The sequence below is a fragment of the Ruegeria intermedia genome, from assembly GCF_900129345.1.
In the GTDB taxonomy this organism is placed as follows: Bacteria; Pseudomonadota; Alphaproteobacteria; order Rhodobacterales; family Rhodobacteraceae; genus Ruegeria; species Ruegeria intermedia.
Window position 1 is genome coordinate 1 of record NZ_FQVK01000015.1, and the last position, 22,510, is coordinate 22,510.

Here is a 22,510-nt window from a genome sequence, read left to right on the forward strand (position 1 = left end):
ATCGCTGCGGTCAGCGTCGTCTTGCCGTGGTCAACGTGGCCGATCGTGCCAATGTTGACGTGCGGTTTTGTACGCTCAAACTTTTCCTTTGCCATGATGGCCTCCTTTTTCGGTAATGACGGGAGCCCGGAGACCGGGCCCCCTCAAACTTTTTCGCTTAGGCGTATTTCGCCTGGATCTCTTCCGCGATGTTCTGCGGAACCGGATCATAGTGGTCGAACTGCATGGTGAACTGGGCACGGCCCGACGACATCGAACGCAGGGTGTTGATGTAGCCGAACATGTTGGCCAGCGGCACGAAGGCCTGGATGGCGATCGCGTTGCCGCGCGGCTCCTGGCCCGACACCTGGCCCCGACGCGAGGTCAGGTCGCCGATGATGCCGCCGGTGTATTCTTCCGGCGTGATCACTTCGACCTTCATGATCGGTTCCAGCAGCTTGGCGCCGGCCTTCTTCAGACCTTCGCGCATGCACATGCGGGCCGCGATTTCGAACGCCAGAACGCTCGAGTCCACGTCGTGGTACTTGCCGTCCACCAGGGCAACCTTGAAGTCGATCACCGGGAAGCCGGCCAGCGGGCCGCTGTCCATGACCGACTGGATGCCTTTTTCGACGCCCGGGATGTATTCCTTCGGAACGGCACCACCGACGATGCGGCTTTCGAACGAGTAACCTTCGCCCGGCTCGGTCGGCACGATCTCCAGCTTGACTTCGGCGAACTGACCCGAACCACCCGACTGTTTCTTGTGGGTGTAGGTGTGCTCGACCGGCATCGAGATGGTTTCACGATAGGCCACCTGCGGCGCACCGATGTTGGCCTCGACCTTGAACTCGCGCTTGAGGCGGTCCACCAGGATGTCCAGGTGAAGTTCGCCCATGCCCTTCATGATGGTCTGACCCGATTCCAGGTCGGTTTCCACGCGGAAGGACGGGTCTTCGGCGGCCAGACGGGCCAGACCCTGCGACATCTTCTCCTGGTCGCCCTTGGTCTTGGGCTCGACCGCGATCTCGATCACCGGATCGGGGAAGGTCATGGTTTCCAGAACCACCGGATCCTTGGCGTCGCACAGGGTGTCACCGGTGGTGGTGTCCTTCAGACCCGCCAGCGCGATGATGTCGCCTGCAAACGCTTCTTCGATCTCTTCCCGGTTGTTCGAGTGCATCATCATCATACGACCGATGCGCTCTTTCTTGCCCTTGGTCGAGTTCAGGATCTGGTCGCCCTTGTTCATCACGCCCGAGTAGATCCGGGTGAAGGTCAGCGAACCGACGAACGGGTCGTTCATGATCTTGAATGCCAGGCCGGCGAAGGGCTCGTTGTCATCGGCACGACGTGCGATGTTGCGCTCTTCGGTCTCGTCGCCGGGCTTGAAGCCCATGTAGGGCGGCACGTCCAGCGGGCTGGGCAGATAGTCGATCACCGCGTTGAGCAGCGGCTGAACACCCTTGTTCTTGAACGCCGAACCACCCAGAACCGGAACGAAGTCCAGCGCCAGGGTGCCCTTGCGCAGCAGTTTGCGCAGGGTCGGAACGTCGGGTTCGTTGCCTTCCAGGTATTCCATCATGGCGTCGTCGTCCTGCTCGACGGCGGCCTCGATCATCTTGCCGCGCCATTCCTCGGCCATGTCCTTGAGGCTGTCGCGGATCGGAGCCTTGACCCAGCTTGCGCCCAGGTCTTCGCCCTGCCACAGCCATTCTTCCATGGTGACCAGGTCGATCAGGCCTTCCAGCTCGGACTCGGCGCCGATCGGGATACCGACCGGAACCGCACGGGTGCCGGTGCGCTCTTCGATCATGCGGACGCAGTTGAAGAAGTCGGCGCCGATCTTGTCCATCTTGTTGACGAAGACCATGCGCGGAACCTTGTAGCGGTCAGCCTGACGCCACACGGTTTCGGTCTGGGGTTCGACACCGGCGTTTGCGTCCAGAACGCAGACGGCACCGTCGAGAACCGCCAGCGAACGTTCCACTTCGATGGTGAAGTCGACGTGGCCGGGGGTGTCGATGATGTTCAGGCGGTGCTTGGGGGTATCGGCGGTCTTACCGTCCTCGGTGCGCTCCCAGAAGGTGGTGGTCGCAGCCGAGGTGATGGTGATGCCGCGTTCCTGCTCCTGCTCCATCCAGTCCATGGTGGCTGCACCATCGTGCACCTCACCGATGTTGTGGGATTTGCCGGTGTAATACAGGATACGCTCCGAGCAGGTGGTCTTGCCTGCGTCGATGTGCGCCATGATACCGAAGTTTCGGTACAGTTCGAGCGGATATTCGCGTGCCATTTGGATAAGCCTCTAGGTTTACCAGCGGTAATGGCTGAAGGCTTTGTTCGCCTCGGCCATCTTGTGGGTGTCTTCGCGCTTCTTAACGGCGGTACCGCGGGACTGTACGGCGTCCAGCAATTCACCGGCGAGGCGTTCTTCCATGGTGTTTTCGTTGCGGTTGCGCGCGGCGGCGATCAGCCAGCGGATGGCCAGCGCTTCGCGGCGCTCGGGGCGCACTTCGACCGGAACCTGGTAGGTGGCACCACCAACCCGGCGCGAGCGGACCTCGACCGAGGGCTTGATGTTGTCGAGCGCTTCGTGGAACACTTCGACGGGTGCGCGCTTGATCTTGCTTTCGATGCGGTCGAAGGCGTTGTAGACGATGCGCTCGGCGACCGACTTCTTGCCGTCGATCATCAGGTTGTTCATGAATTTGGTCAGAACCTTGTCGCCAAATTTGGCGTCAGGCAGGACTTCGCGTTTTTCGGCAGCGTGACGACGGGACATCTCGGCCTCTCCTTCTTACTTGGGACGCTTCGCGCCGTATTTCGAACGACGCTGCTTACGGTCTTTGACGCCCTGGGTATCCAGAACACCGCGCAGGATGTGGTAGCGGACACCCGGAAGGTCTTTCACACGGCCGCCACGGATCAGGACCACCGAGTGCTCCTGCAGGTTGTGGCTTTCACCGGGGATGTACGAGATGACCTCGTAGCCGTTGGTCAGACGCACCTTGGCGACCTTCCGCATGGCCGAGTTCGGCTTTTTCGGCGTGGTGGTGTACACGCGGGTGCAGACGCCGCGCTTCTGCGGGCACTGCTCCAGGTGCATGGACTTCGAGCGTTTCACTTTGGGCTGCCGCGGCTTGCGGATCAGCTGTTGAATAGTTGGCATTCCGGTTTCTTCCCCGTTTTGCAACACACATGACATGCACGCGCATTGCGTGCGGTTAACTTCGCTGCGCCAATGCGTCCACAAGCGCAAAACCCGCGAGCGTTCCCATTCCGAGGTGAACGTCGCGGTTCGGTTATCAGAGGGCGCGAACGACAAAATTGTCCGGGCCTTGACCAGTCCGTTTCTGATTTCGGCTTCGGGGCGGCCCCCATACCGAGATGTCGGGCGTATAGGGGGAGTCGGCCCAACTGTCAACAGCCACGGCCGCGCGGGGCGGAAATGGCGCCTGTTGCAGCCTGCGGCGGGCCAAGGCATAGTCCGGCGTGGCGATACCCAAGCGGACGAGATCATGCAAGTCATTGGCCTGTGCCGGTTCTCCTACCCTGCGATCGGCGGGTTCCAGACCGAACATGACACGATCGAGGCCCGGCGCCGCCACCTGTACCGCCCCGACCGTCTGGCCGAGCGCTTCCGCCTGTTCGAAACCTGCGCCCTGCCGGGCTTGAAGGCCCAGACCGACCCGGATTTCGAATTGATCATCGTGACCGGCACTTGCCTGCCGGCACCGGCCAAGGCCCGCCTGCGCGACCTGACGACCGACATGCACCAGGTCAGGATCCTCGAGCGCGCCCCGGGACAACATCGCCCGGTGATGAAGCAGATCCTCAACGACGCCCGCCGTCATCCTGACCGCCCCTGCCTGCATTTCCGCCATGATGACGATGACGCCATCGCGGTGGACTTCATCGAAAGCTTGCGGCAGGCGGCGGTCGAGGCGGCCGAACTTGCGGCCCGCAACCCGGCCGTGGCGATCGATTTCGATCAGGGCTACCTGGCCCGGTTCGGTCCCTTCGGCGTTCAAGCCAAGCCGGTCCGGCGCAGGCTGCTGGGCGTGGGTCTGGGTATGCTCATCCAGGGCGACAGCCCCTTGACCATCATGAATTTCGCCCATCAGCGCATGGGACGGTTCATGCCGGTGGTCACGGTGTCCGATCGCCCGATGTGGGTCCGGACGTTCAATGGCTTCAACGACTCCCAAAGGGCGCGAACCAACCGCAACCCCCTGCCCGTCCTCGGCGACGCAGAGCGGGACCTGTTCCGCACCCGGTTCGCAATCGACGCGGACGCCGTCCGCCGGGGCTACGCCGAGGCGTGAAGCCTCCGCTCGCGGAACAGGGTGAACAGCCCCGCCCCCACGACCAACGCCGCGCCCAGCATCGTCAGCCGGTCTGGCCAGTCGCCGAACACGGCCCAGCCCAGCACCAGCGCCCAGATCAGGCTGGTATAGCGGAACGGCGCCACGAACCCGACCTCGCCCACCCGCATGACCATCACGCTGAACAGATACCCTAGCAAAACGAAAATGGCAGCCGACCCGATCAGCAGACCCGTCGGCGCGGCGACCGGCACCCATCCCTGGAACACCGAGGCCACGGCCGCCGCCAGGGTGATCGTCAGCGACGTCGCCAGCGTCACCACCATCGAGGGCACCTCGGGCGACATCCGCCGCGTGACCAGGTCGCGCGCGGTCACGCAGATCACAGCCACCAGCGCATAGAGCGCATACAGGCTGAACCCGTCCGGCCCCGGCCGTACGATCAGCAGCATTCCGGTAAACCCCATGGCGATGGCCAGCATCCGCCGCCAGCCGATCGGCTCGGCGAAGAACAGCGCGGCGCCCAGAGTCACCGTCAGCGGCAGCGCCTGCAGAACCGCCGTCACATTGGCCAGCGGCATGTGCATCAGCGCGGTCAGAAAGAAGAACGTCGCCAGCAACTCGGACAACGAGCGCACCGCCACCAGAACCCGATCATGGCCGGAAAACCGCAGGTGCAACGCACCCAGATGCCGTGCCAGCAGGAACACCAGGGCCGTGGCCAGCAGGCCGCGCATCGCAACCAGCTGGAACAGGGGCAGATCCTGCCCCGCCGCCTTGACCAGCGTATCGTTCACGGTGAAGGCGGCCATGCTGCCCATCATCAGCAGCGCGCCCTTGACATTCGGTGTCATGGAAATGGGCCCATTGGGAAATCAACGGCCCATTGGCCCGCGCCGCCGACCCGTTGTCAATATGCCGAGAGCACTCGGGAAAACGAAAAAGGCCCCGCAGATGCGGGGCCTGTCTCGTTCGACGGAAACCGCCGTTTACTCGCGGCTTTCCGGGGTTTCGATCAGCGCGTCGAGATCGTCGCCCATCACGTCGTCGTCGATCACCGGAGCCGCCAGGGCGGCTGCGGCCTCGGCCTCTTCGCGACGGGCTTCGATGACCACGTTGTCACGCTGCTGCGCGATCTGGCGCACCGCCTGGGTCGCGCCACCGGTACCCGCCGGGATCAGGCGGCCGACGATGACGTTTTCCTTCAGACCGACCAGCTTGTCCTTCTTGCCCTGAACCGACGCTTCGGTCAGCACGCGGGTGGTCTCCTGGAAGGACGCGGCCGAGATGAACGAACGGGTCTGCAACGAAGCCTTGGTGATCCCCAGCAGGATCGGCTCGCCCTGAGCGGGACGACCACCGCGGGCGATGGTCTTTTCGTTGGCCGCGTCGAACTCCTGCTTGTCGACATGCTCGCCCTTCAGCAGGGTGGTATCGCCCGAATCCAGGATCTCCCACTTCTGCAGCATCTGGCGCACGATGACCTCGATGTGCTTGTCGTTGATCTTCACGCCCTGCAGACGATAGACCTCCTGCACCTCGTTGATCATGTAGTCGGCCAGAGCCTCGACACCCAGGATCGACAGGATGTCGTGCGGCGCCGGGTTGCCGTCCATGATATAGTCACCCTTCTGCACGAAGTCGCCTTCCTGCACCGGGATGTGCTTGCCCTTGGGCACCATGTATTCGACGGGCTCCAGCGATTCGTCGGCCGGTTCGATCGAGATGCGGCGCTTGTTCTTGTAGTCGCGGCCAAAGCGCACGTAACCATCGATTTCGGCGATGATCGCGTGATCCTTGGGGCGACGGGCCTCGAACAGTTCGGCCACACGCGGCAGACCACCGGTGATGTCCTTGGTCTTGGCGCCTTCGCGCGGGATACGCGCAACGACGTCGCCGGCCTCGATCTTCTGGCCGTCTTCGACCGACAGGATCGCGTCCACGGACATCGGGTAGTGAACCGGGTTGCCCGCGTCGTTGCGGACCGGCTCGCCGTTTTCGTCCACCAGGATGATCTCGGGCTTCAGGTCGCTGCCTTTCGGCGCCGCGCGCCAGTCGATTACGATCTTCTGGGTCATGCCGGTTGCATCGTCGGTTTCCTCGCGCACGGCAAGGCCCGAGACCAGGTCGACATATTTCGCGGTACCGGCCTTCTCGGCGATGATCGGCAGGGTATAGGGATCCCACTCGAACAGCTTGTCGCCGCGGTTGACCTTGTCGCCATCCTTGACGAACAGCTTCGAGCCATAGCCCAGCTTGAAGCTGGCGCGCTCTTCGCCGTGCTCGTCCTTGATCACCAGCTTCATGTTCCGGCCCATGACCAGGCTTTCGCCGGCGGCATTGACCAGGATCTGCGGGTTCTCAAAGGCAACGACGCCGTCTTGGCTGGCTTCCTGGAACGATTGCTGGCCACCCTGTGCAACGCCGCCGATGTGGAAGGTCCGCATCGTCAGCTGGGTGCCGGGTTCACCGATCGACTGGGCGGCGATGATGCCGACCGCCTCGCCGGTGTTGACCATCGTCCCGCGGGCAAGGTCACGGCCGTAGCACATGGCACAGACGCCCTCTTCGCTTTCGCAGGTCAGCGGCGAGCGGATGCGGGCCGACTGAACGCCGGCTTCGTCGATGGCATCGGCCATGCGCTCGTCGATCAGCTGGCCGGCGGCCACGAGGATCTCGTCCGAACCCGGGCGCAGGATGTCCTCGGCCGCAACACGGCCCAGAACGCGCTCGGACAGCGAAGCCACGACCTCGCCGTCGTTGACGGCGGCCTCGGCGGTGATGGCGCGGTCGGTGCCGCAATCATGCTCGCGCACGATGCAGTCCTGCGCCACGTCCACCAGACGCCGGGTCAGGTAACCCGAGTTCGCCGTCTTCAGAGCGGTATCCGACAGACCCTTGCGGGCGCCGTGGGTCGAGTTGAAGTATTCAAGAACGGTCAGACCTTCCTTGAAGTTCGAGATGATCGGCGTCTCGATGATGTCGCCGTTCGGCTTGGCCATCAGGCCGCGCATGCCGCCCAGCTGTTTCATCTGCGTGACCGAGCCACGCGCACCGGAGTGCGCCATCATGTAGACCGAGTTCGGCTCCTTGTCGGCGCCGTTCTCGTCCTTCTGCACGGCCGAGATGGTGTTCATCATCGCCTCGGTGACGCGGTCGTTGCACTTCGACCAGGCATCCACGACCTTGTTGTACTTTTCGCCCTGGGTGATCAGGCCGTCCATGTACTGCTGTTCAAAGTCCTTCACCTGTTCGCGGGTCTCGTCCACGATGGCCCATTTGTCGGCCGGGATCACCATGTCGTCCTTGCCGAACGAAATGCCCGCCTTGAACGCCTCGCGGAAGCCCATCGACATGATCTGGTCACAGAAGATCACGGACTCTTTCTGGCCGCAGTAGCGGTAGACGGTGTCGATGACCTGCTGCACCTCTTTTTTGCGCAGCAGGCGGTTGACCAGGTCGAACGGAGCCTTGTTGTTCTTGGGCAGCAGAGCCCCCAGGCGCACGCGGCCCGGCGTGGTCTCATAGCGCTTCTGAACCTCGTTGCCTTCTTCGTCGATCTGAGCGATCCGCGCGGTGATCTTCGAGTGCAGATGCACCTCGCCCGCGTCCAGCGCTTGCTGGACCTCTTCGATCGAGCCGAACACCTTGCCTTCGCCCGGCATGCCTTCGCGTTCCAGGGTCAGATAGTACAGGCCCAGGATCATGTCCTGCGACGGAACGATGATCGGCGCACCGTTTGCCGGCGACAGAACGTTGTTCGTCGACATCATCAGCACGCGCGCTTCCAGCTGGGCCTCAAGGCTCAGCGGAACGTGAACGGCCATCTGGTCCCCGTCGAAGTCGGCGTTGAAGGCCGAACAGACCAGCGGGTGCAGCTGGATCGCCTTGCCTTCGATCAGAACCGGCTCGAACGCCTGAATGCCAAGACGGTGCAGCGTCGGCGCACGGTTCAGCATCACCGGGTGCTCGCGGATCACCTCGTCGAGGATGTCCCACACTTCGGGGCGCTCTTTCTCGACCAGCTTCTTCGCCTGCTTCACGGTCGAAGACAGCCCCTTGGCTTCCAGCCGCGAATAGATGAACGGCTTGAACAGTTCCAGCGCCATCTTCTTGGGCAGGCCGCACTGGTGCAGCTTGAGCTCGGGGCCGGTCACGATGACCGAACGGCCCGAGAAGTCGACGCGTTTCCCCAGCAGGTTCTGGCGGAAGCGGCCCTGCTTGCCTTTCAGCATGTCCGACAGCGATTTCAGCGGGCGCTTGTTGGCGCCGGTGATCACGCGACCACGACGGCCATTGTCGAACAGAGCGTCCACGGATTCCTGCAGCATCCGCTTTTCGTTGCGGACGATGATGTCGGGCGCGCGCAGTTCGATCAGGCGCTTCAGACGGTTGTTCCGGTTGATGACGCGGCGATACAGATCGTTCAGATCCGAGGTCGCGAAGCGGCCACCGTCCAGCGGCACCAGCGGGCGCAGTTCCGGCGGAATGACCGGGATCACGGTCATCACCATCCATTCCGGGCGGTTGCCCGATTCCAGGAAGGATTCGACGACCTTCAGGCGCTTGATGATCTTCTTGGGTTTCAGCTCACCGGTGGCTTCGGCCAGATCCGCGCGCAGCTGCTCGGCCTCGGCCTCGAGGTCGATGTTCTGCAGCATCTCACGAATGGCTTCGGCGCCGATATTGGCCTTGAACGCGTCCATGCCATAGGCATCCTGCGCGTCCATGTACTCTTCCTCGGTCAGCATCTGGCCATAGGTCAGGTCGGTCAGACCGGGCTCGATGACGACATAGTTTTCAAAGTACAGAACGCGTTCCAGATCGCGCAGCGTCATGTCCAGCATCAGACCGATGCGGCTGGGCAGCGATTTCAGGAACCAGATGTGCGCAACCGGCGCGGCCAGCTCGATGTGGCCCATACGCTCGCGGCGGACTTTCTGCAGGGTGACTTCCACACCGCATTTCTCGCAGACGACGCCGCGATATTTCATCCGCTTGTACTTGCCGCACAGACATTCGTAATCCTTAATCGGGCCAAAGATACGCGCGCAGAACAGGCCGTCACGCTCGGGCTTGAACGTGCGGTAGTTGATGGTTTCCGGCTTCTTGATCTCGCCATAGGACCAAGACAGGATTCGTTCCGGCGACGCCAGCGAGACCTTGATCTCGTCGAAAACCTTCGGCGGGGTCAGCGGGTTGAACGGGTTGTTGGTGATTTCCTGGTTCATTTGTTACCTCAAATCTTGCGGAAGGGGGGACGGGAGAAAGGGCGCGCGGCCCCTACTCCTCAACCTCCGCATCCAGGAGTTCCATATTCAGGCCGAGGCCACGGACTTCTTTGACCAGAACGTTGAACGATTCCGGTACGCCCGCCTCGAAGTTGTCCTCGCCCTTGACGATCGACTCATAGACCTTGGTCCGGCCGGCGACGTCATCCGACTTGACGGTCAGCATCTCCTGCAAGGTGTAGGCGGCGCCATAGGCTTCCAGAGCCCAGACCTCCATCTCACCAAAGCGCTGACCACCGAACTGCGCCTTGCCGCCCAGCGGCTGCTGGGTCACCAGGCTGTAGGGCCCGGTCGAACGCGCGTGGATCTTGTCGTCCACCAGGTGGTGCAGTTTCAGCAGGTACTTGACGCCCACGGTCACCGGACGCGCGAACTGCTCGCCGGTGCGGCCGTCGAACAGGATGCTCTGGCCGCTGGTGTCAAAGCCCGCGCGAACCAGCGCGTCGTTGACGTCGGCCTCTTTCGCACCGTCGAAGACCGGAGTTGCGATCGGCACGCCGCGGGTGACGTTGCTGGCCGCTTCGACCAGTTCGTCCTCGCTCATGTTCGAGATGCCCTCGGCATAGACGTCCTCGCCATAGGCGTGCTTCATCGCGTCGCGTACCGGCGTCAGGTCGCCCGAACGGCGGTATTCCTGCAGCGCCTCGTCGATCTTCAGACCCAGACCGCGCGCGGCCCAGCCCATGTGGGTTTCAAGGATCTGACCGACGTTCATACGCGACGGCACGCCCAGCGGGTTCAGACAGAAGTCGATCGGGGTACCATCGGCCAGGAACGGCATGTCCTCCATCGGCACGACCTTCGAGATCACACCCTTGTTCCCGTGACGGCCGGCCATCTTGTCGCCCGGCTGCAGCTTGCGCTTCACGGCGATGAAGACCTTGACCATCTTCATCACGCCCGGCGGCAGGTCATCGCCACGGCGGACCTTCTCGACCTTGTCCTCGAAACGGGCATCCAGGGCGCGTTTCTGCACCTCGTACTGCTCGTTCAGGGCCTCGACGACCTGGGCGTCCTTCTCGTCTTCCAGCGCCAGCTGCCACCACTGACCGCGGGTCAGCGACTCGAGCAGCTCTTCGGTGATCTCCGAGCCCGCCTTGACGCCTTTCGGCCCCTTGACGGCGGTCTTGCCCAGCAGCATCGACTTGAGACGCGCATAGATGTTGCGGTCGAGGATCGCCAGCTCGTCATCCCGGTCACGGGCCAGACGCTCGACTTCCTCGCGCTCGATCTGCAGCGCACGCTCGTCCTTCTCGACGCCGTGACGGTTGAAGACGCGAACTTCGACGACCGTACCGTAATCGCCCGGCTTCACGCGCAGCGAGGTGTCGCGCACGTCAGATGCTTTTTCACCAAAGATGGCGCGCAGCAGCTTTTCTTCCGGGGTCATCGGGCTTTCGCCCTTCGGAGTGATCTTGCCGACCAGAATGTCGCCCGGCTCCACATCCGCGCCGATGTAGACGATGCCCGCCTCGTCGAGGTTGCGCAGCGCTTCCTCACCGACATTCGGGATGTCGCGGGTGATCTCTTCCGGGCCCAGCTTGGTGTCACGGGCGGCGACTTCGAATTCCTCGATATGGACCGAGGTGAACACGTCGTCCCGCGCGATGCGTTCCGAGATCAGGATCGAGTCCTCGTAGTTGTAGCCGTTCCACGGCATGAACGCGACGATCACGTTTTTGCCCAGAGCCAGTTCACCCATGTCAGTCGACGGACCGTCGGCGATGACCTCGCCCTTCTGGACCTTGTCGCCCACCTTGACCAGCGGACGCTGGTTGATGCAGGTGTTCTGGTTCGACCGCTGGAACTTGCGCAGGCGGTAGATGTCAACGCCGGCATCGCCCAGTTCCAGATCCTCGGTGGCACGCACAACGATACGCTGGGCATCGACCTGGTCGATGATACCTGCGCGTTTCGCCTGGATCGCGGCGCCCGAGTCGATGGCAACCTTGCCCTCGATCCCGGTACCGACCAGCGGCGCCTCGGCGCGCAGCAGCGGAACCGCCTGACGTTGCATGTTCGAACCCATCAGGGCGCGGTTGGCGTCGTCGTTTTCAAGGAACGGGATCAGCGAGGCCGCAACCGAGACCAGCTGTTTCGGCGACACGTCGATCAGGTCGACGTTTTCACGCGGGGCCAGGGTGTAGTCCCCGGCCTGACGGGTCGAGACCAGATCGTTGATGAACTTGCCGTTCTCGTCCAGCGTCGCGTTGGCCTGGGCCACGGTGTGACGCATTTCCTCGGTCGCGGACATGTAGTGGACCTCGTCGGTCACCTGCCCGTCCTTGACGACGCGATAGGGGGTTTCGATGAAGCCGTACTTGTTCACGCGGGCAAAGGTGGCCAGCGAGTTGATCAGACCGATGTTCGGACCTTCCGGCGTTTCGATCGGGCACATCCGGCCATAGTGGGTCGGGTGCACGTCGCGCACCTCAAAGCCCGCACGCTCGCGGGTCAGACCGCCGGGGCCAAGCGCCGACAGGCGGCGTTTGTGGGTGACCTCGGACAGCGGGTTGGTCTGGTCCATGAACTGCGACAGCTGCGAGGAGCCAAAGAATTCACGCACGGCGGCCGCGGCCGGTTTCGCGTTGATCAGGTCCTGCGGCATGACGGTGTCGATCTCGACCGAAGACATGCGCTCCTTGATGGCGCGCTCCATGCGCAGCAGGCCGACGCGGTACTGGTTTTCCATCAGTTCGCCGACCGAGCGCACGCGGCGGTTGCCCAGGTGGTCGATGTCGTCGATGTCGCCCTTGCCGTCGCGCAGTTCCACCAGTGCCTTGATGCAGGCCACGATGTCTTCGCGGTCCAGCGTGCGCTGGGTGTCGGGCTTGTCCAGCGCCAGGCGCATGTTCATCTTCACGCGGCCCACGGCGGACAGGTCATAGCGCTCGCTGTCGAAGAACAGCGTGTCGAACAGCGCCGAAGCGGCCTCGACGGTGGGCGGCTCGCCCGGGCGCATGACGCGGTAGATGTCCATGAGCGCGGTTTCCCGGTTCATGTTCTTGTCCTGCGCCATGGTGTTGCGGATGTAGGGGCCGACATTGACGTTGTCGATGTCCAGAACCGGAATGTCGGTAATGCCCGCATCCAGCAGCTCTTTGACGGTGCCGCCGATCAGCTCGCCGTCCTTGTCGTATTCCAGCGTCAGCTCGTCACCGGCCTCGACATAGATCGCGCCGGTTTCCTCGTTGATGATGTCCTTGGCGACGAACTTGCCCACAATGTGATCGAAGGGCACCAGCAGATGGGTGATCTTGCCCTCTTCGATGATCTTCTTGACCGCGCGCGGGGTGACCTTCTTGCCGGCTTCGGCGATGATTTCACCGGTCTTGGCGTCGACCAGATCATAGGTCGGACGGGTACCGCGCACACGCTCGGGGAAGAACGGCGTGACCCAGCCCTTCTTCTTGTCCAGCTTGTAGGACACGGTGTCATAATAGGCATCCATGATGCCTTCCTGATCCAGACCCAGCGCATAGAGCAGCGTCGTCACCGGCAGCTTGCGGCGACGGTCGATGCGGGCATAGACGATGTCCTTGGCGTCGAACTCGAAGTCCAGCCAGCTGCCGCGATACGGGATGATGCGGCAGGCAAACAGCAGCTTGCCCGAGGAATGGGTCTTGCCCTTGTCATGGTCGAAGAACACGCCGGGCGACCGGTGCATCTGCGACACGATCACGCGCTCGGTGCCATTGACGATGAAGGTGCCGTTGGGCGTCATCAGGGGCATGTCGCCCATGAACACGTCCTGCTCCTTGATGTCCTTGACCGACTTGGCCCCGGTATCTTCATCGACATCGAACACGATCAGGCGCAGGGTGACCTTCAGCGGCGCGCTGTAGGTCATGTCGCGCTGCATGCACTCTTCGACGTCGTATTTCGGCTTTTCCAGCTCGTATTTCACGAACTCGAGAACCGAGGTTTCATTGAAATCCTTGATCGGGAAAACCGACTGGAACACGCCTTGAATGCCTTCGCCGTCGGTCGGCTGGTCGGCATCGCCAGAGCGCAGGAACAGATCGTAAGAAGATTTCTGGACCTCGATGAGGTTCGGCATTTCCAGCACTTCGCGGATTTTGCCGTAGTATTTCCGAAGACGTTTCTGGCCAAGGAACGATTGAGCCATGTCAGATGTCACCTTTCGATATTCTCAGCGGACAAAGGCACCGCCGGGCTCCGGCACCTTTTCCATACGAGACGACACGTCCGGATCAATTCATGGCCACCGTCCCGAGTGGCAGCCTCCCGATCCGCGAACCGCGTCTTAGAAAACACCCCGCCGCATGGGGCCCTTTCTAAGACAGGTTCGGCTGAGCCCGGATTCCTCCGGACCCAGCCAGAATTTGCGGTGCTTCAGCGATGCACCAGCAGACCGACTTAGGCCAGCTCGACCTCGGCGCCAGCTGCTTCCAGCTTGCCTTTGATCTCTTCGGCTTCCGCCTTGTCCACGCCTTCTTTGATCTTGCCGCCGGCTTCGACCAGTTCCTTGGCTTCTTTCAGGCCCAGGCCGGTGATGCCGCGAACTTCTTTGATGACGTTGATTTTCGAAGCGCCGGCGTTCTTCAGAACGACGTCGAATTCGGTCTTCTCTTCCTCGGCTGCGCCACCGGCGTCACCGCCAGCTGCTGCGACCATGACGGCGCCGCCAGCTGCGGGCTCGATGCCGTACTCGTCCTTGAGGATGGTTTTCAGTTCTTGTGCTTCCAGCAGGGTCAGACCAACGATCTCTTCTGCCAGTTTCTTCAGATCAGCCATTGTATCAGCTCTTTCCGTTTACAGTGTGTGTTCCAACGTCAGGGCATGCGCCCCACGCAGATCATTCAGTGCCAACCGCTTACGCAGCTTCCGCCTTCTCTTCGATGGTGGAAAGGATGCTTGCGATGTTGCTTGCAGGTGCGCCAATCGCGCCAGCGATGTTCGAAGCAGGTGCGCCAATGCAGCCCACGATCGAAGCAATGAGCTCCTCACGCGACGGCATTTTCGAGACGGCTTCGACGCCGGCACGGTCCAGAGCGTTCTCGCCCATAGCACCGCCAAGGATTTCGAACTTCTTGTTCTCCTTGGCGAAGTCCTCGGCCACCTTGGCTGCTGCCACGGGGTCCTCGGAATAGGTCAGAACGGTCATACCCGTCAGCAGGTCGGCCATGCTTTCACACGGCTTACCCTCGAGGGCGATTTTGGCGAGCCTGTTCTTGGCAACACGCACGGAACCGCCCGCTTCGCGTGCACGCGCGCGCAGGTCCTGCATCTCGGCAACTGTCAGACCGGCGTAGTGAGCAACCACCACGACGCCAGAGCTTTCGAAGATCTGGCCGAGTTCCTCGACCACTTTCTCTTTCTGGGCTCTATCCACAGTTCTCTCCAAGTTAGGGACGAAATATCATCCCGGCTCAATTTTGCCGGGCTCGCACCCGGCGTTCAGGTCCGTGATACGGGGTGGAGCCAAAATATCGCCCGAGGGTGGGACCCTCGATCTTTTGGTCTTACCCGTCTCAGGCAGGAAATTAAGACCCCAAGCAGGGCCACCCACCGTCTTGGACGAAACGAAATAAAGCGCACGACGAATCGCACGCTTTATTCCGCAGCCCTCTTTAGGGCAGATGGACGGGGTTTCCAAGCCCAAATTTCGCCAGCGAAGGCGCCCGCTCAAGCCTCGGACGGGATGTGAAGATGCGCTCTCAGCAACGCCGCGTCCGCGGTATTGATCGACATCGCCGCCGTCGGCCCGAAATCGGCCACCCAGCGGTCGATATCCGGGAACAGCGCCAGGATTTCGTCCCGCTGCGCGCTTGACAGGGCGCTCACGGAATTCTCGGCCAGGAAAAAGCTCTCGGTCAGTGCGCCGTTTGACCGGACCAGTTGATGGCGATCAAACATGAAATGCGTGTATCGCACGGTTTCCATCCTGCGCCTCGCCACCCCCGGCAATCCGCACAGATGTTTTGCCGCCACCAGAACTTCGGACTCTCCGAACAACATCTCGGCCATGGAGGCCGCGACAAGCACCCGATGCTGCGGCGACAGGACCAGTTCCCGCGTATTCCCGATCACGCCGGGCGCGAAGACGACCGGCGCGAAAGCGCCAGCACCTTCGACTTCGGAATGGCCGACCCATCGAACCACCTGCAGCCCCGCGTCGCGGGTCCAGACCTTGTGCCCCGGGATGATATCCTCGATCGGCACCTCGCCCTGCTCGGCGCGGATCATGGTTCCCGGACCGAAACAGGCCACGAAATTGGAATAGCGGGATGACCCCGTATTCGACCCGCTGACCTTGATGTAGGACGTTCCCGAGACCAGCGGGTCCGAGGTCGCGTAGCCCCAGACATTGGAGGTCTGTCCGTTCTGGGAGAACACGTAGATATCGATTTCAGGTCCGGTCGGGTTGCCGTTGGCGTCCAGTGCGCGCACGGTGATGATCGACTCGCTTTCGACCTGCGTGCCGTTCGCGACCATCCCCTTGCCGTCGGTGATCACGTGGCGCGACGGTTGGTCATCGTTAAACACGTTTTGGGCGGCCTGTCCACGAGATCTGTCGTCCAGCGTGATTGTCGCGCCGGTCCCGGCGGAATACTGAAAGATCGTCCCGTTCGGCGTGTCCGAGTTGTTGATGATCGGATTGCCGACAATGGACGCATTGGAACTGCTCGTGACGATCAGGCTCTCGCTGTCCTGGGCAAAAAAACTTCTTTGAACCATTATCCTTGCTACCGTCTCTACCCCGCGCGACCGGCGCGGCGCCACACCTCAAGCCGGTTTTAGCGAATTGTCATCCGGTTGCAAAAGCAAAACTGCCATCTTCCTTGACGGATACTGGCTCGACCGAAACGCAAAGCCCCCGGCAAGGCGTGCTTGCCGGGGGCATGTCGTTGACTCCGATGGGTCGGCTTATTCGCTGGCCGCCTCGGCGACGTCCACGGTCACGCCGGGGCCCATGGTCGAGCTCAGCGCGATCTTCTTCATGTAGGTGCCCTTGGCGCCCGACGGCTTGGCCTTGGCCACGGCCGAAATGAAGGCGCGGACGTTCTCGGCCAGCTTGGCTTCGTCGAAGGACGCCTTGCCGACGCCGGCATGCACCACGCCGCCTTTTTCCGCCTTGAACTGAACCTCACCGCCCTTGGCTGCTTCCACGGCCGCTTTCACGTCCATGGTCACGGTGCCGACCTTGGGGTTTGGCATCAGGTTGCGGGGGCCCAGGATCTTGCCCAGGCGGCCGACGATCGGCATCATGTCCGGGGTCGCGATGCAGCGGTCAAAGTCGATGTTGCCGGCCTGAATGCTTTCCATCAGGTCCTCGGCGCCGACGATGTCCGCACCGGCCTCTTTCGCCTCGTCCGCCTTGGCGCCACGGGCGAAGACGGCAACGCGCATGTCCTTGCCGGTGCCGTTCGGCAGACCGACGACGCCGCGCACCATCTGGTCGGCGTGGCGGGTGTCGACACCCAGGTTCATGGCGATTTCGATGGTTTCGTCGAACTTCGCGGTCGCGTTGGCCTTGACCAGTTTGACAGCTTCCTCGACCGACAGGTTTTCCTTGCCGGCGACAGCTTCGCGCGCTGCGCGGGTACGTTTACCGAGTTTTGCCATCTTACTTCACCTCGATGCCCATGGAACGGGCCGAGCCCAGGATGATCTGCATTGCGCCTTCGATGTCATTGGCGTTCAGATCCTTCATCTTGGCTTCGGCGATTTCACGCACCTGAGCCACCGTGACGGTCGCAACGGTCTCGCGGCCGGGGTTCTCTGCGCCTTTCGGGCGGTTGCGCTTGCCGACCGGCTTCAGACCGGCTGCCTTCTTCAGGTAGTACGACGCCGGCGGCGTCTTGATGTCCATGGTAAAGGACTTGTCCTGATAGTAGGTAATCACGGTCGGGCACGGAGCGCCGGGCTCCATGTCTGCGGTCTTGGCGTTGAACGCCTTGCAGAATTCCATGATGTTGATACCGCGCTGACCCAGCGCCGGACCAACCGGCGGCGACGGGTTTGCCTGACCTGCAGGAACCTGCAGCTTCATCGTACCAGCAAGCTTCTTGGCCATTTGGTTTTCCTTTCAACATAGGTGAAACGCGTTTCACCCGGTTTGTGTTGCGTGGTCCGATCCGGAATCGCGATCCCTGCGATCTCCCACGAGAGAATCTCGCCCGAAGACGATAGGGGCGGCGTTTACAGCGGAACGGAGGAGTTGGCAAGGGGCTGCCGGCAGGACCTGAACACAGGCCCGCCCGGCCGCATGCGCCTCGGCAGCTCGGCGACGGCGCCTTAGAGTTTCACGTTGTGCTTGCTGAAGAACGCCCGCATCCGGCTGTCGAGAAAGCCCCTGCCCGTCGCAATCTGCATGAGCTCGAACGCACAGCCGTTGTTGACCTCGACCGCAACCGGCCCATCGTCCGTCAGTGCGATATCGGTCGACCCAAAGTGGTTCGCCGCATGTAGAAACGCGATCTTCCGGTTCAATTCCCTCAACTCGCCCCATAACGGCAGCGTTTCACCGACAAGCTTGCGGTCGGAGTCCGGCAGCGCATCCAACGCGACGCGGCGGCCATTTTCACGGCCGCCAGCCCCGTCACTTCACCGGTCTCCGGGTCGAGGTTGCACAACAGGTTGCCCGGACGCCAGAAATTGTCGGCGATATTGCCTGCCATGGGCAGCTTGAGCATCGCAAACGGCACGGAAAGCTGGTCGTCGTCGATCAGGTTCAGGCAACGCACGGTTGCGATCGCATCGGTGATGCCATCGAAAAACCTGTGCGGCTTGAGACAGTCCTGAAAGATGTAGGGGATATCGCCAAGGGCCGAGTCGGCGAACGCGTCGAATGTCTGCGGGTCATGACCAGTCGCGATGACATGCGTGTCGGTATGCGCCGAAATACGCATGGCGCCGGCGCTCCACATGCCACCGATGGGCTTGGCAAAGACAGGGGACGATCCCCGGGCCGACAGGAAGGACTTCAGGTCTTCGCCGCTCGTCAGTTTCGGCGTGTTGCCGAACTGGCGGACGCTGCGGTCAAAGACGGCCAGTGTCCTGGGTGTCGGCACGCCGTTATGCTCCAGAAAACAGGCGGACAGCCACTTGTCTTCGGTCAGCGCCCACCACTGCGCGTCGTTGCAGGCATTGACGAGCGGCCAGTGAATGTGGGCGGAAACGAACTCCTCGCGCTCGGCATCCGACCAACGCGCGCGGTCATAGAGTTCATACAGGAAATACTCATAGAACTTCAGCTTGCCGCTTTTTCTGCGGAGCTTGAGAAAATCGAAAGCAAGCGAGAACGGGCTTTTGCCGGTCGCACGCGCGACTTCCACGAGCTGACTGGAAACATTGATTGTCTCCTTGCCTTTGATGGCCTCTACATCCTGCGCAAAAGCTGTCATTTTTCAGCTGTCCCTCGATTGTCGCCTCGTTGGAAAAAATCCAGAAAAAATGTGTCGATACTTGGGCGGAGGCAAGACCCATTCCGGCACGCCGGGCACCAGACGAAAAACGCCGCGATGCGTGTGGCATCGCGGCGTGCGCAGAAGGATGGAAGGCCCCTCAGCTCTGCTTGGTGACCTGCGTGAAATCCAGTTCGACCGGCGTCTCGCGACCGAAGATCGAAACCGAAACCTTCAGCTTCTGGTTCTCTTCGTCCACGCCTTCGACCATACCGTCGAAATCCTCGAACGGGCCGTCGTTGACCTTGACCTTCTCGCCCACCTCAAAGCTGATGAGGGTGCGCGGCGCTTCTTCGCCTTCCTGCACGCGGTTGAGGATCTGGTTCACCTCGGCGTCGCGCATCGGCATCGGGCGGCCCTGCGGGCCCAGAAAGCCGGTGACCCGGTTGATCGAGTTGATCAGGTGATAGCCCTTGTCCGACATTTCCATGTGGACCAGAACGTAACCGGGCATGAAGCGGCGCTCGGTCGTGACCTTCTTGCCGCGGCGCACCTCGATTACCTCTTCGGTGGGCACCAGAACCTCGTCGATCTCGTCCTCAAGGCCCTGTTCGGCCACAGCCGTGCGGATCTGCTCTGCGATCTTCTTTTCGAAATTCGAAAGAACGCTGACCGAGTACCACCGTTTCGCCATGAACCTGCCGTCCTTGTTTGCCTTTGGCGCGCCGCGTCAAAGGGCGCACCGGAATTGAATTTCTGTCGCGGCCCCGCCGCGTGATCCGGAATAAAAAGCGGCGCGCAGCCCGAATCGCCGCACGCCCATCCCGAAAGGTACCGCGTCACCTAAACCGACATCGCGCGCTGTGCAAGAGGGCAGTGCCCCAAGAGGGCGGCATGACGGGGTTTTCCCGCGCGGCGGGACCTAGTTGAACGCACCCAGGATCAGTTGCAGCCCGCCGCGGATGCCCAGATCGACCAGCGCGAAGAACACCGCGGTCAGCGCCGCCATGATGAACACCATGACCGTGGTCAGCAGCACCTCGCGCCGGGTCGGCCAGACGACCTTCGAGACTTCGGCACGGACTTGCTGAATGAACTGGATCGGGTTTGTGGTGGCCATGAGGCTTTATCTCTCTGCTAGCGGATGGGCCGGACATATCCGGGCATTGCGGCAATTTCAAGGGCCGGCGACAGGACCGTCACGGCTTGGGGTGATCATCCCACTGGTTGCTCAGGATGCGGCGGGCGTCGCCCTCGGGGTCGTCATACTGGTTGGAGCGCACGGTATAGATGAAGGCCACAAGGCCAACGCCGCCCAGAAACAGGGAAATCGGGATCAGATAGGCCAGCACTTCCATTCAGGTCACCTCAGGCGCAGGGCGTTCAGGGATACGGTAATCGACGAGGTGGACATCGCCAAGGCCGCGATCAGGGGCGTCGCCAGACCCGCCACCGCCAGCGGCACGGCGATCACGTTGTAAATGGTCGCGATCCGGAAGTTTTCGCGAATCCGCTTCGTCGCCTTTTCGGCGGTCCGGCAGGCATCTGCGATCGGCGACAGGTCGGTGCCCAGCAGAACGATATCCGAGGCCACCCGCGCCGCGTCCAGCGCCGAGGCCGGCGAGATCGACACATGCGCCGCCGCCAGCGCCGCCGTGTCATTCAGCCCGTCACCCACCATCAGAACGCGATGGCCCTGATCGGTCAGCGTTTGGACATGGGCCGCCTTGTCCTGCGGCAGGGCGCGGGCGAGCCAGGTCTCGATGCCCAGCTTGTCGGCCAAAGCCTGCACAGCGGTCGGCGCATCGCCCGAAATCAGGATGACATCCTTGCCGCCGTCACGCAGGGCGCGCACCGCCTCGGCCGCGCCGGGGCGCAGGCTGTCGACAAACCGGAAGGCAACGGGCGCGCGGTCACCCACCGCCAGCCAGGCCGTGGTTTCGGCACCGTCCGGTGCACCCACCCACTCCGCCCGGCCCAGTCGCACCCGCTGTCCGGCATGCTGGCCTTCGGTGCCAAAACCCGGAACCTCGGAGATGTCGGACACATCCGCCGGGGTGATCCCCGCATCCCGCGCCGCGCGCGCCAGGGCAACCGACAAGGGATGCGCCGACGCCTCGGCCAGCGCCAACGCAATGGCCAGATCGTCCCGGGCGATTTCAGGCAGGTTCACCAGGTCCGGCGTACCCTCGGTCAAAGTGCCGGTCTTGTCGAACACGACCGTGTCGACCTCGGCCAGTCGTTCCAGCGCCGTGGCGTGCTTGATCAGCATCCCCTTGCGGAACAGGCGCCCCGATGCCGCCGTCGTCACCGCCGGAACCGCCAGCCCCAGCGCACAGGGACAGGTGATGATCAGCACCGCCGCCGCGATGTTCAGCGCCGTACGGATATCGCCGGAATACAGGTACCAGCCCACGAAGCTGAGCGCCGACAGAATATGCACGCCGGGCGCGTAAAGCTTGGCCGCCTTGTCGGCCAGCGAGGTATAGCGCGACCGCCCCGATTCGGCGATGGCCACCAGATCGGCCATCCGGTGCAGCGAGGTGTCCTCGCCCACCGCCGTGGCGCGGATGGTCAACGGGCCGGTCAGGTTCACCTCGCCGGCGCTGACCTGCGTGCCGGGTTGCGCGAAAACCGGGAGCGTCTCGCCGGTCAGCAGCGAGCGGTCCAGCTCGGACCGGCCCGACACGATCTGGCCGTCCACGGGCATGCGGGCGCCGGGGCGCACCAGTATCAGATCACCCACCTTTAGCGCCGCGACGCCGACCTCCTCCTCGGCCCCGTTGCGCAGGCGAATGGCGCGGGGGACTTCGAGCGCCGTCAATTCCTCGGCCGCCGAACGGGCGGCGGCGCGCGTGCGGTAATCCAGATACCGCCCCGCCAGCAGAAAGAAAGTGAGCGTCAGGGCCGCATCGAAATAGGCATGCTTGCCACTCAGCGCGGTTTCCCACAGCGACGTGACCAGCGCCAGCACGATCGCCAGCACGATCGGCACGTCCATGTTCAGGCGGCGCACGCGCAGCGCGCTCCAGGCGTTCTCGAAAAACGGCTGGGCCGAAAAGGCGATCGCCGGCAGTGTGATCGCCGCCGAAATCCAGTGGAACATGTCGCGTGTCGCGTCCGTGGCCCCGGACCAGACCGACACCGACAGCAGCATCACGTTCATCGAGGCAAAACCGGCAACCGCCAGCCGCATCAGCAGATCGCGCCCGGCCTTGTCGGCCTGGGTGGCGGACAGCGCGCCTGGGTCCAGCTCGTGCGCCTCGTATCCGACCCGCTCCAGTACCGGGATCAGATCGGCGGCGCGCAGATCCGGCGCGGCCTTGATCAGCGCCCGCTTCAGCGTCAGGTTCACGCGCGCATCCTGCACGCCGGGCACGGCGTTCAGGGCCTGCTCGACATTCGCGATACAGGCCGAGCAATGAATGCCGGGCAGCGACAGCGCGATCTGGGCATCCTTCGGAACCGGACGGGCTGCATCAGCCGGGGCGGCAATGCACCCCGGGCAGGCTGCAGCAGTCGGCGTGATCTGCCCGCCCAT

Annotated in this window: 19 protein-coding genes; 1 reads left to right on the plus strand and 18 read right to left on the minus strand. The window is 62.7% G+C overall.

Annotated features, from left to right (window positions below; translation table 11 throughout):
* The 4 genes from F3H26_RS11515 to rpsL form a co-directional block, all read right to left on the minus strand.
* Positions 1 to 95, minus strand: a 95-nt coding sequence (locus F3H26_RS11515; protein ID WP_018294844.1) for a GTP-binding protein, incomplete at its 3' end; no start/stop codon positions are given.
* Positions 96 to 157: 62 nt separating this feature from the next.
* Positions 158 to 2,275 (minus strand): elongation factor G, encoded by a 2,118-nt coding sequence (gene fusA / locus F3H26_RS11520; protein ID WP_149776203.1) that lies wholly within the window; start codon positions 2,273 to 2,275, stop codon positions 158 to 160.
* An 18-nt stretch (positions 2,276 to 2,293) separates the two neighbouring features.
* The gene (gene rpsG / locus F3H26_RS11525; RefSeq protein WP_005980678.1) at positions 2,294 to 2,764 is read right to left on the minus strand and encodes a 30S ribosomal protein S7; all 471 of its coding nucleotides are present in this window, start codon (positions 2,762 to 2,764) and stop codon (positions 2,294 to 2,296) included.
* A gap of 15 nt (positions 2,765 to 2,779) precedes the next feature.
* Positions 2,780 to 3,151, minus strand: a complete 372-nt coding sequence (gene rpsL / locus F3H26_RS11530) for a 30S ribosomal protein S12 (protein WP_005980675.1) — start codon at positions 3,149 to 3,151, stop codon at positions 2,780 to 2,782.
* 349 nt (positions 3,152 to 3,500) lie between these two features.
* On the opposite strand from rpsL, the gene F3H26_RS11535 reads away from it, so the two are divergent.
* On the plus strand, positions 3,501 to 4,307 hold the full coding sequence (locus tag F3H26_RS11535) for a putative rhamnosyl transferase (RefSeq protein WP_149776204.1): 807 nt from the start codon (positions 3,501 to 3,503) through the stop codon (positions 4,305 to 4,307).
* On the opposite strand, the gene F3H26_RS11540 is transcribed toward F3H26_RS11535, so the two are convergent.
* The 14 genes from F3H26_RS11540 to F3H26_RS11605 form a co-directional block, all read right to left on the minus strand.
* Entirely contained in the window at positions 4,292 to 5,161 is an 870-nt protein-coding gene (locus tag F3H26_RS11540) for a DMT family transporter (protein ID WP_149776205.1), read from the minus strand. The two genes, F3H26_RS11535 and F3H26_RS11540, sit on opposite strands and share 16 nt — an antisense overlap.
* Before the next feature lie 135 nt (positions 5,162 to 5,296).
* Positions 5,297 to 9,538 carry a DNA-directed RNA polymerase subunit beta' gene (gene rpoC / locus F3H26_RS11545; protein ID WP_149776206.1) on the minus strand — a complete coding sequence of 1,414 codons (4,242 nt, stop codon included), beginning with the start codon at positions 9,536 to 9,538 and terminating at the stop codon, positions 5,297 to 5,299.
* Between the two features lie 52 nt (positions 9,539 to 9,590).
* Complete coding sequence (gene rpoB, locus F3H26_RS11550; protein WP_149776207.1) at positions 9,591 to 13,727, minus strand: DNA-directed RNA polymerase subunit beta; 4,137 nt, start codon at positions 13,725 to 13,727, stop codon at positions 9,591 to 9,593.
* Positions 13,728 to 13,978: 251 nt separating this feature from the next.
* Positions 13,979 to 14,356, minus strand: coding sequence for a 50S ribosomal protein L7/L12 (gene rplL / locus F3H26_RS11555; protein WP_149776208.1), 378 nt, complete (start codon positions 14,354 to 14,356; stop codon positions 13,979 to 13,981).
* A gap of 79 nt (positions 14,357 to 14,435) precedes the next feature.
* Complete coding sequence (rplJ, locus tag F3H26_RS11560) at positions 14,436 to 14,954, minus strand: 50S ribosomal protein L10 (protein ID WP_068348662.1); 519 nt, start codon at positions 14,952 to 14,954, stop codon at positions 14,436 to 14,438.
* Between the two features lie 293 nt (positions 14,955 to 15,247).
* A complete protein-coding gene (locus F3H26_RS11565) occupies positions 15,248 to 16,300 on the minus strand; it encodes a Hint domain-containing protein (protein ID WP_149776209.1) in 1,053 nt (350 codons plus the stop codon).
* A gap of 189 nt (positions 16,301 to 16,489) precedes the next feature.
* The gene (gene rplA / locus F3H26_RS11570) at positions 16,490 to 17,188 is read right to left on the minus strand and encodes a 50S ribosomal protein L1 (protein ID WP_149776210.1); all 699 of its coding nucleotides are present in this window, start codon (positions 17,186 to 17,188) and stop codon (positions 16,490 to 16,492) included.
* A 1-nt stretch (position 17,189) separates the two neighbouring features.
* Positions 17,190 to 17,639 (minus strand): 50S ribosomal protein L11, encoded by a 450-nt coding sequence (gene rplK, locus F3H26_RS11575; RefSeq protein ID WP_068348654.1) that lies wholly within the window; start codon positions 17,637 to 17,639, stop codon positions 17,190 to 17,192.
* Between the two features lie 221 nt (positions 17,640 to 17,860).
* A complete protein-coding gene (locus F3H26_RS11580) occupies positions 17,861 to 18,127 on the minus strand; it encodes an ATP-grasp domain-containing protein (RefSeq protein WP_149776211.1) in 267 nt (88 codons plus the stop codon).
* A complete protein-coding gene (locus F3H26_RS11585) occupies positions 18,061 to 18,969 on the minus strand; it encodes an ATP-grasp domain-containing protein (RefSeq protein ID WP_149776212.1) in 909 nt (302 codons plus the stop codon). The genes F3H26_RS11580 and F3H26_RS11585 overlap by 67 nt, the downstream gene beginning before the upstream one ends.
* A gap of 160 nt (positions 18,970 to 19,129) precedes the next feature.
* Entirely contained in the window at positions 19,130 to 19,663 is a 534-nt protein-coding gene (gene nusG / locus F3H26_RS11590) for a transcription termination/antitermination protein NusG (RefSeq protein WP_149776213.1), read from the minus strand.
* A 228-nt stretch (positions 19,664 to 19,891) separates the two neighbouring features.
* Positions 19,892 to 20,089 carry a preprotein translocase subunit SecE gene (secE, locus tag F3H26_RS11595; RefSeq protein ID WP_138842374.1) on the minus strand — a complete coding sequence of 66 codons (198 nt, stop codon included), beginning with the start codon at positions 20,087 to 20,089 and terminating at the stop codon, positions 19,892 to 19,894.
* 79 nt (positions 20,090 to 20,168) lie between these two features.
* Positions 20,169 to 20,327, minus strand: a complete 159-nt coding sequence (gene ccoS, locus F3H26_RS11600; protein WP_149776214.1) for a cbb3-type cytochrome oxidase assembly protein CcoS — start codon at positions 20,325 to 20,327, stop codon at positions 20,169 to 20,171.
* A 5-nt stretch (positions 20,328 to 20,332) separates the two neighbouring features.
* The gene (locus F3H26_RS11605) at positions 20,333 to 22,510 is read right to left on the minus strand and encodes a heavy metal translocating P-type ATPase (RefSeq protein ID WP_149776215.1); all 2,178 of its coding nucleotides are present in this window, start codon (positions 22,508 to 22,510) and stop codon (positions 20,333 to 20,335) included.

Bases quoted from the DNA above. Each gene is read 5' to 3' on its own strand.
- rpoC (WP_149776206.1), bottom strand. From the start codon at position 9,538: ATGAACCAGGAAATCACCAACAACCCGTTCAACCCGCTGACCCCGCCG.
- rpoB (WP_149776207.1), bottom strand. From the start codon at position 13,727: ATGGCTCAATCGTTCCTTGGCCAGAAACGTCTTCGGAAATACTACGGC.
- secE (WP_138842374.1), bottom strand. From the start codon at position 20,089: ATGGCCACCACAAACCCGATCCAGTTCATTCAGCAAGTCCGTGCCGAA.
- rplK (WP_068348654.1), bottom strand. From the start codon at position 17,639: ATGGCCAAGAAGCTTGCTGGTACGATGAAGCTGCAGGTTCCTGCAGGT.
- F3H26_RS11605 (WP_149776215.1), bottom strand. From the start codon at position 22,510: ATGGGCGGGCAGATCACGCCGACTGCTGCAGCCTGCCCGGGGTGCATT.
- F3H26_RS11535 (WP_149776204.1), top strand. From the start codon at position 3,501: ATGCAAGTCATTGGCCTGTGCCGGTTCTCCTACCCTGCGATCGGCGGG.
- rpsG (WP_005980678.1), bottom strand. From the start codon at position 2,764: ATGTCCCGTCGTCACGCTGCCGAAAAACGCGAAGTCCTGCCTGACGCC.
- ccoS (WP_149776214.1), bottom strand. From the start codon at position 20,327: ATGGAAGTGCTGGCCTATCTGATCCCGATTTCCCTGTTTCTGGGCGGC.
- rplL (WP_149776208.1), bottom strand. From the start codon at position 14,356: ATGGCTGATCTGAAGAAACTGGCAGAAGAGATCGTTGGTCTGACCCTG.
- F3H26_RS11565 (WP_149776209.1), bottom strand. From the start codon at position 16,300: ATGGTTCAAAGAAGTTTTTTTGCCCAGGACAGCGAGAGCCTGATCGTC.
- fusA (WP_149776203.1), bottom strand. From the start codon at position 2,275: ATGGCACGCGAATATCCGCTCGAACTGTACCGAAACTTCGGTATCATG.
- F3H26_RS11585 (WP_149776212.1), bottom strand. From the start codon at position 18,969: ATGACAGCTTTTGCGCAGGATGTAGAGGCCATCAAAGGCAAGGAGACA.
- F3H26_RS11540 (WP_149776205.1), bottom strand. From the start codon at position 5,161: ATGACACCGAATGTCAAGGGCGCGCTGCTGATGATGGGCAGCATGGCC.
- rplA (WP_149776210.1), bottom strand. From the start codon at position 17,188: ATGGCAAAACTCGGTAAACGTACCCGCGCAGCGCGCGAAGCTGTCGCC.
- rpsL (WP_005980675.1), bottom strand. From the start codon at position 3,151: ATGCCAACTATTCAACAGCTGATCCGCAAGCCGCGGCAGCCCAAAGTG.
- nusG (WP_149776213.1), bottom strand. From the start codon at position 19,663: ATGGCGAAACGGTGGTACTCGGTCAGCGTTCTTTCGAATTTCGAAAAG.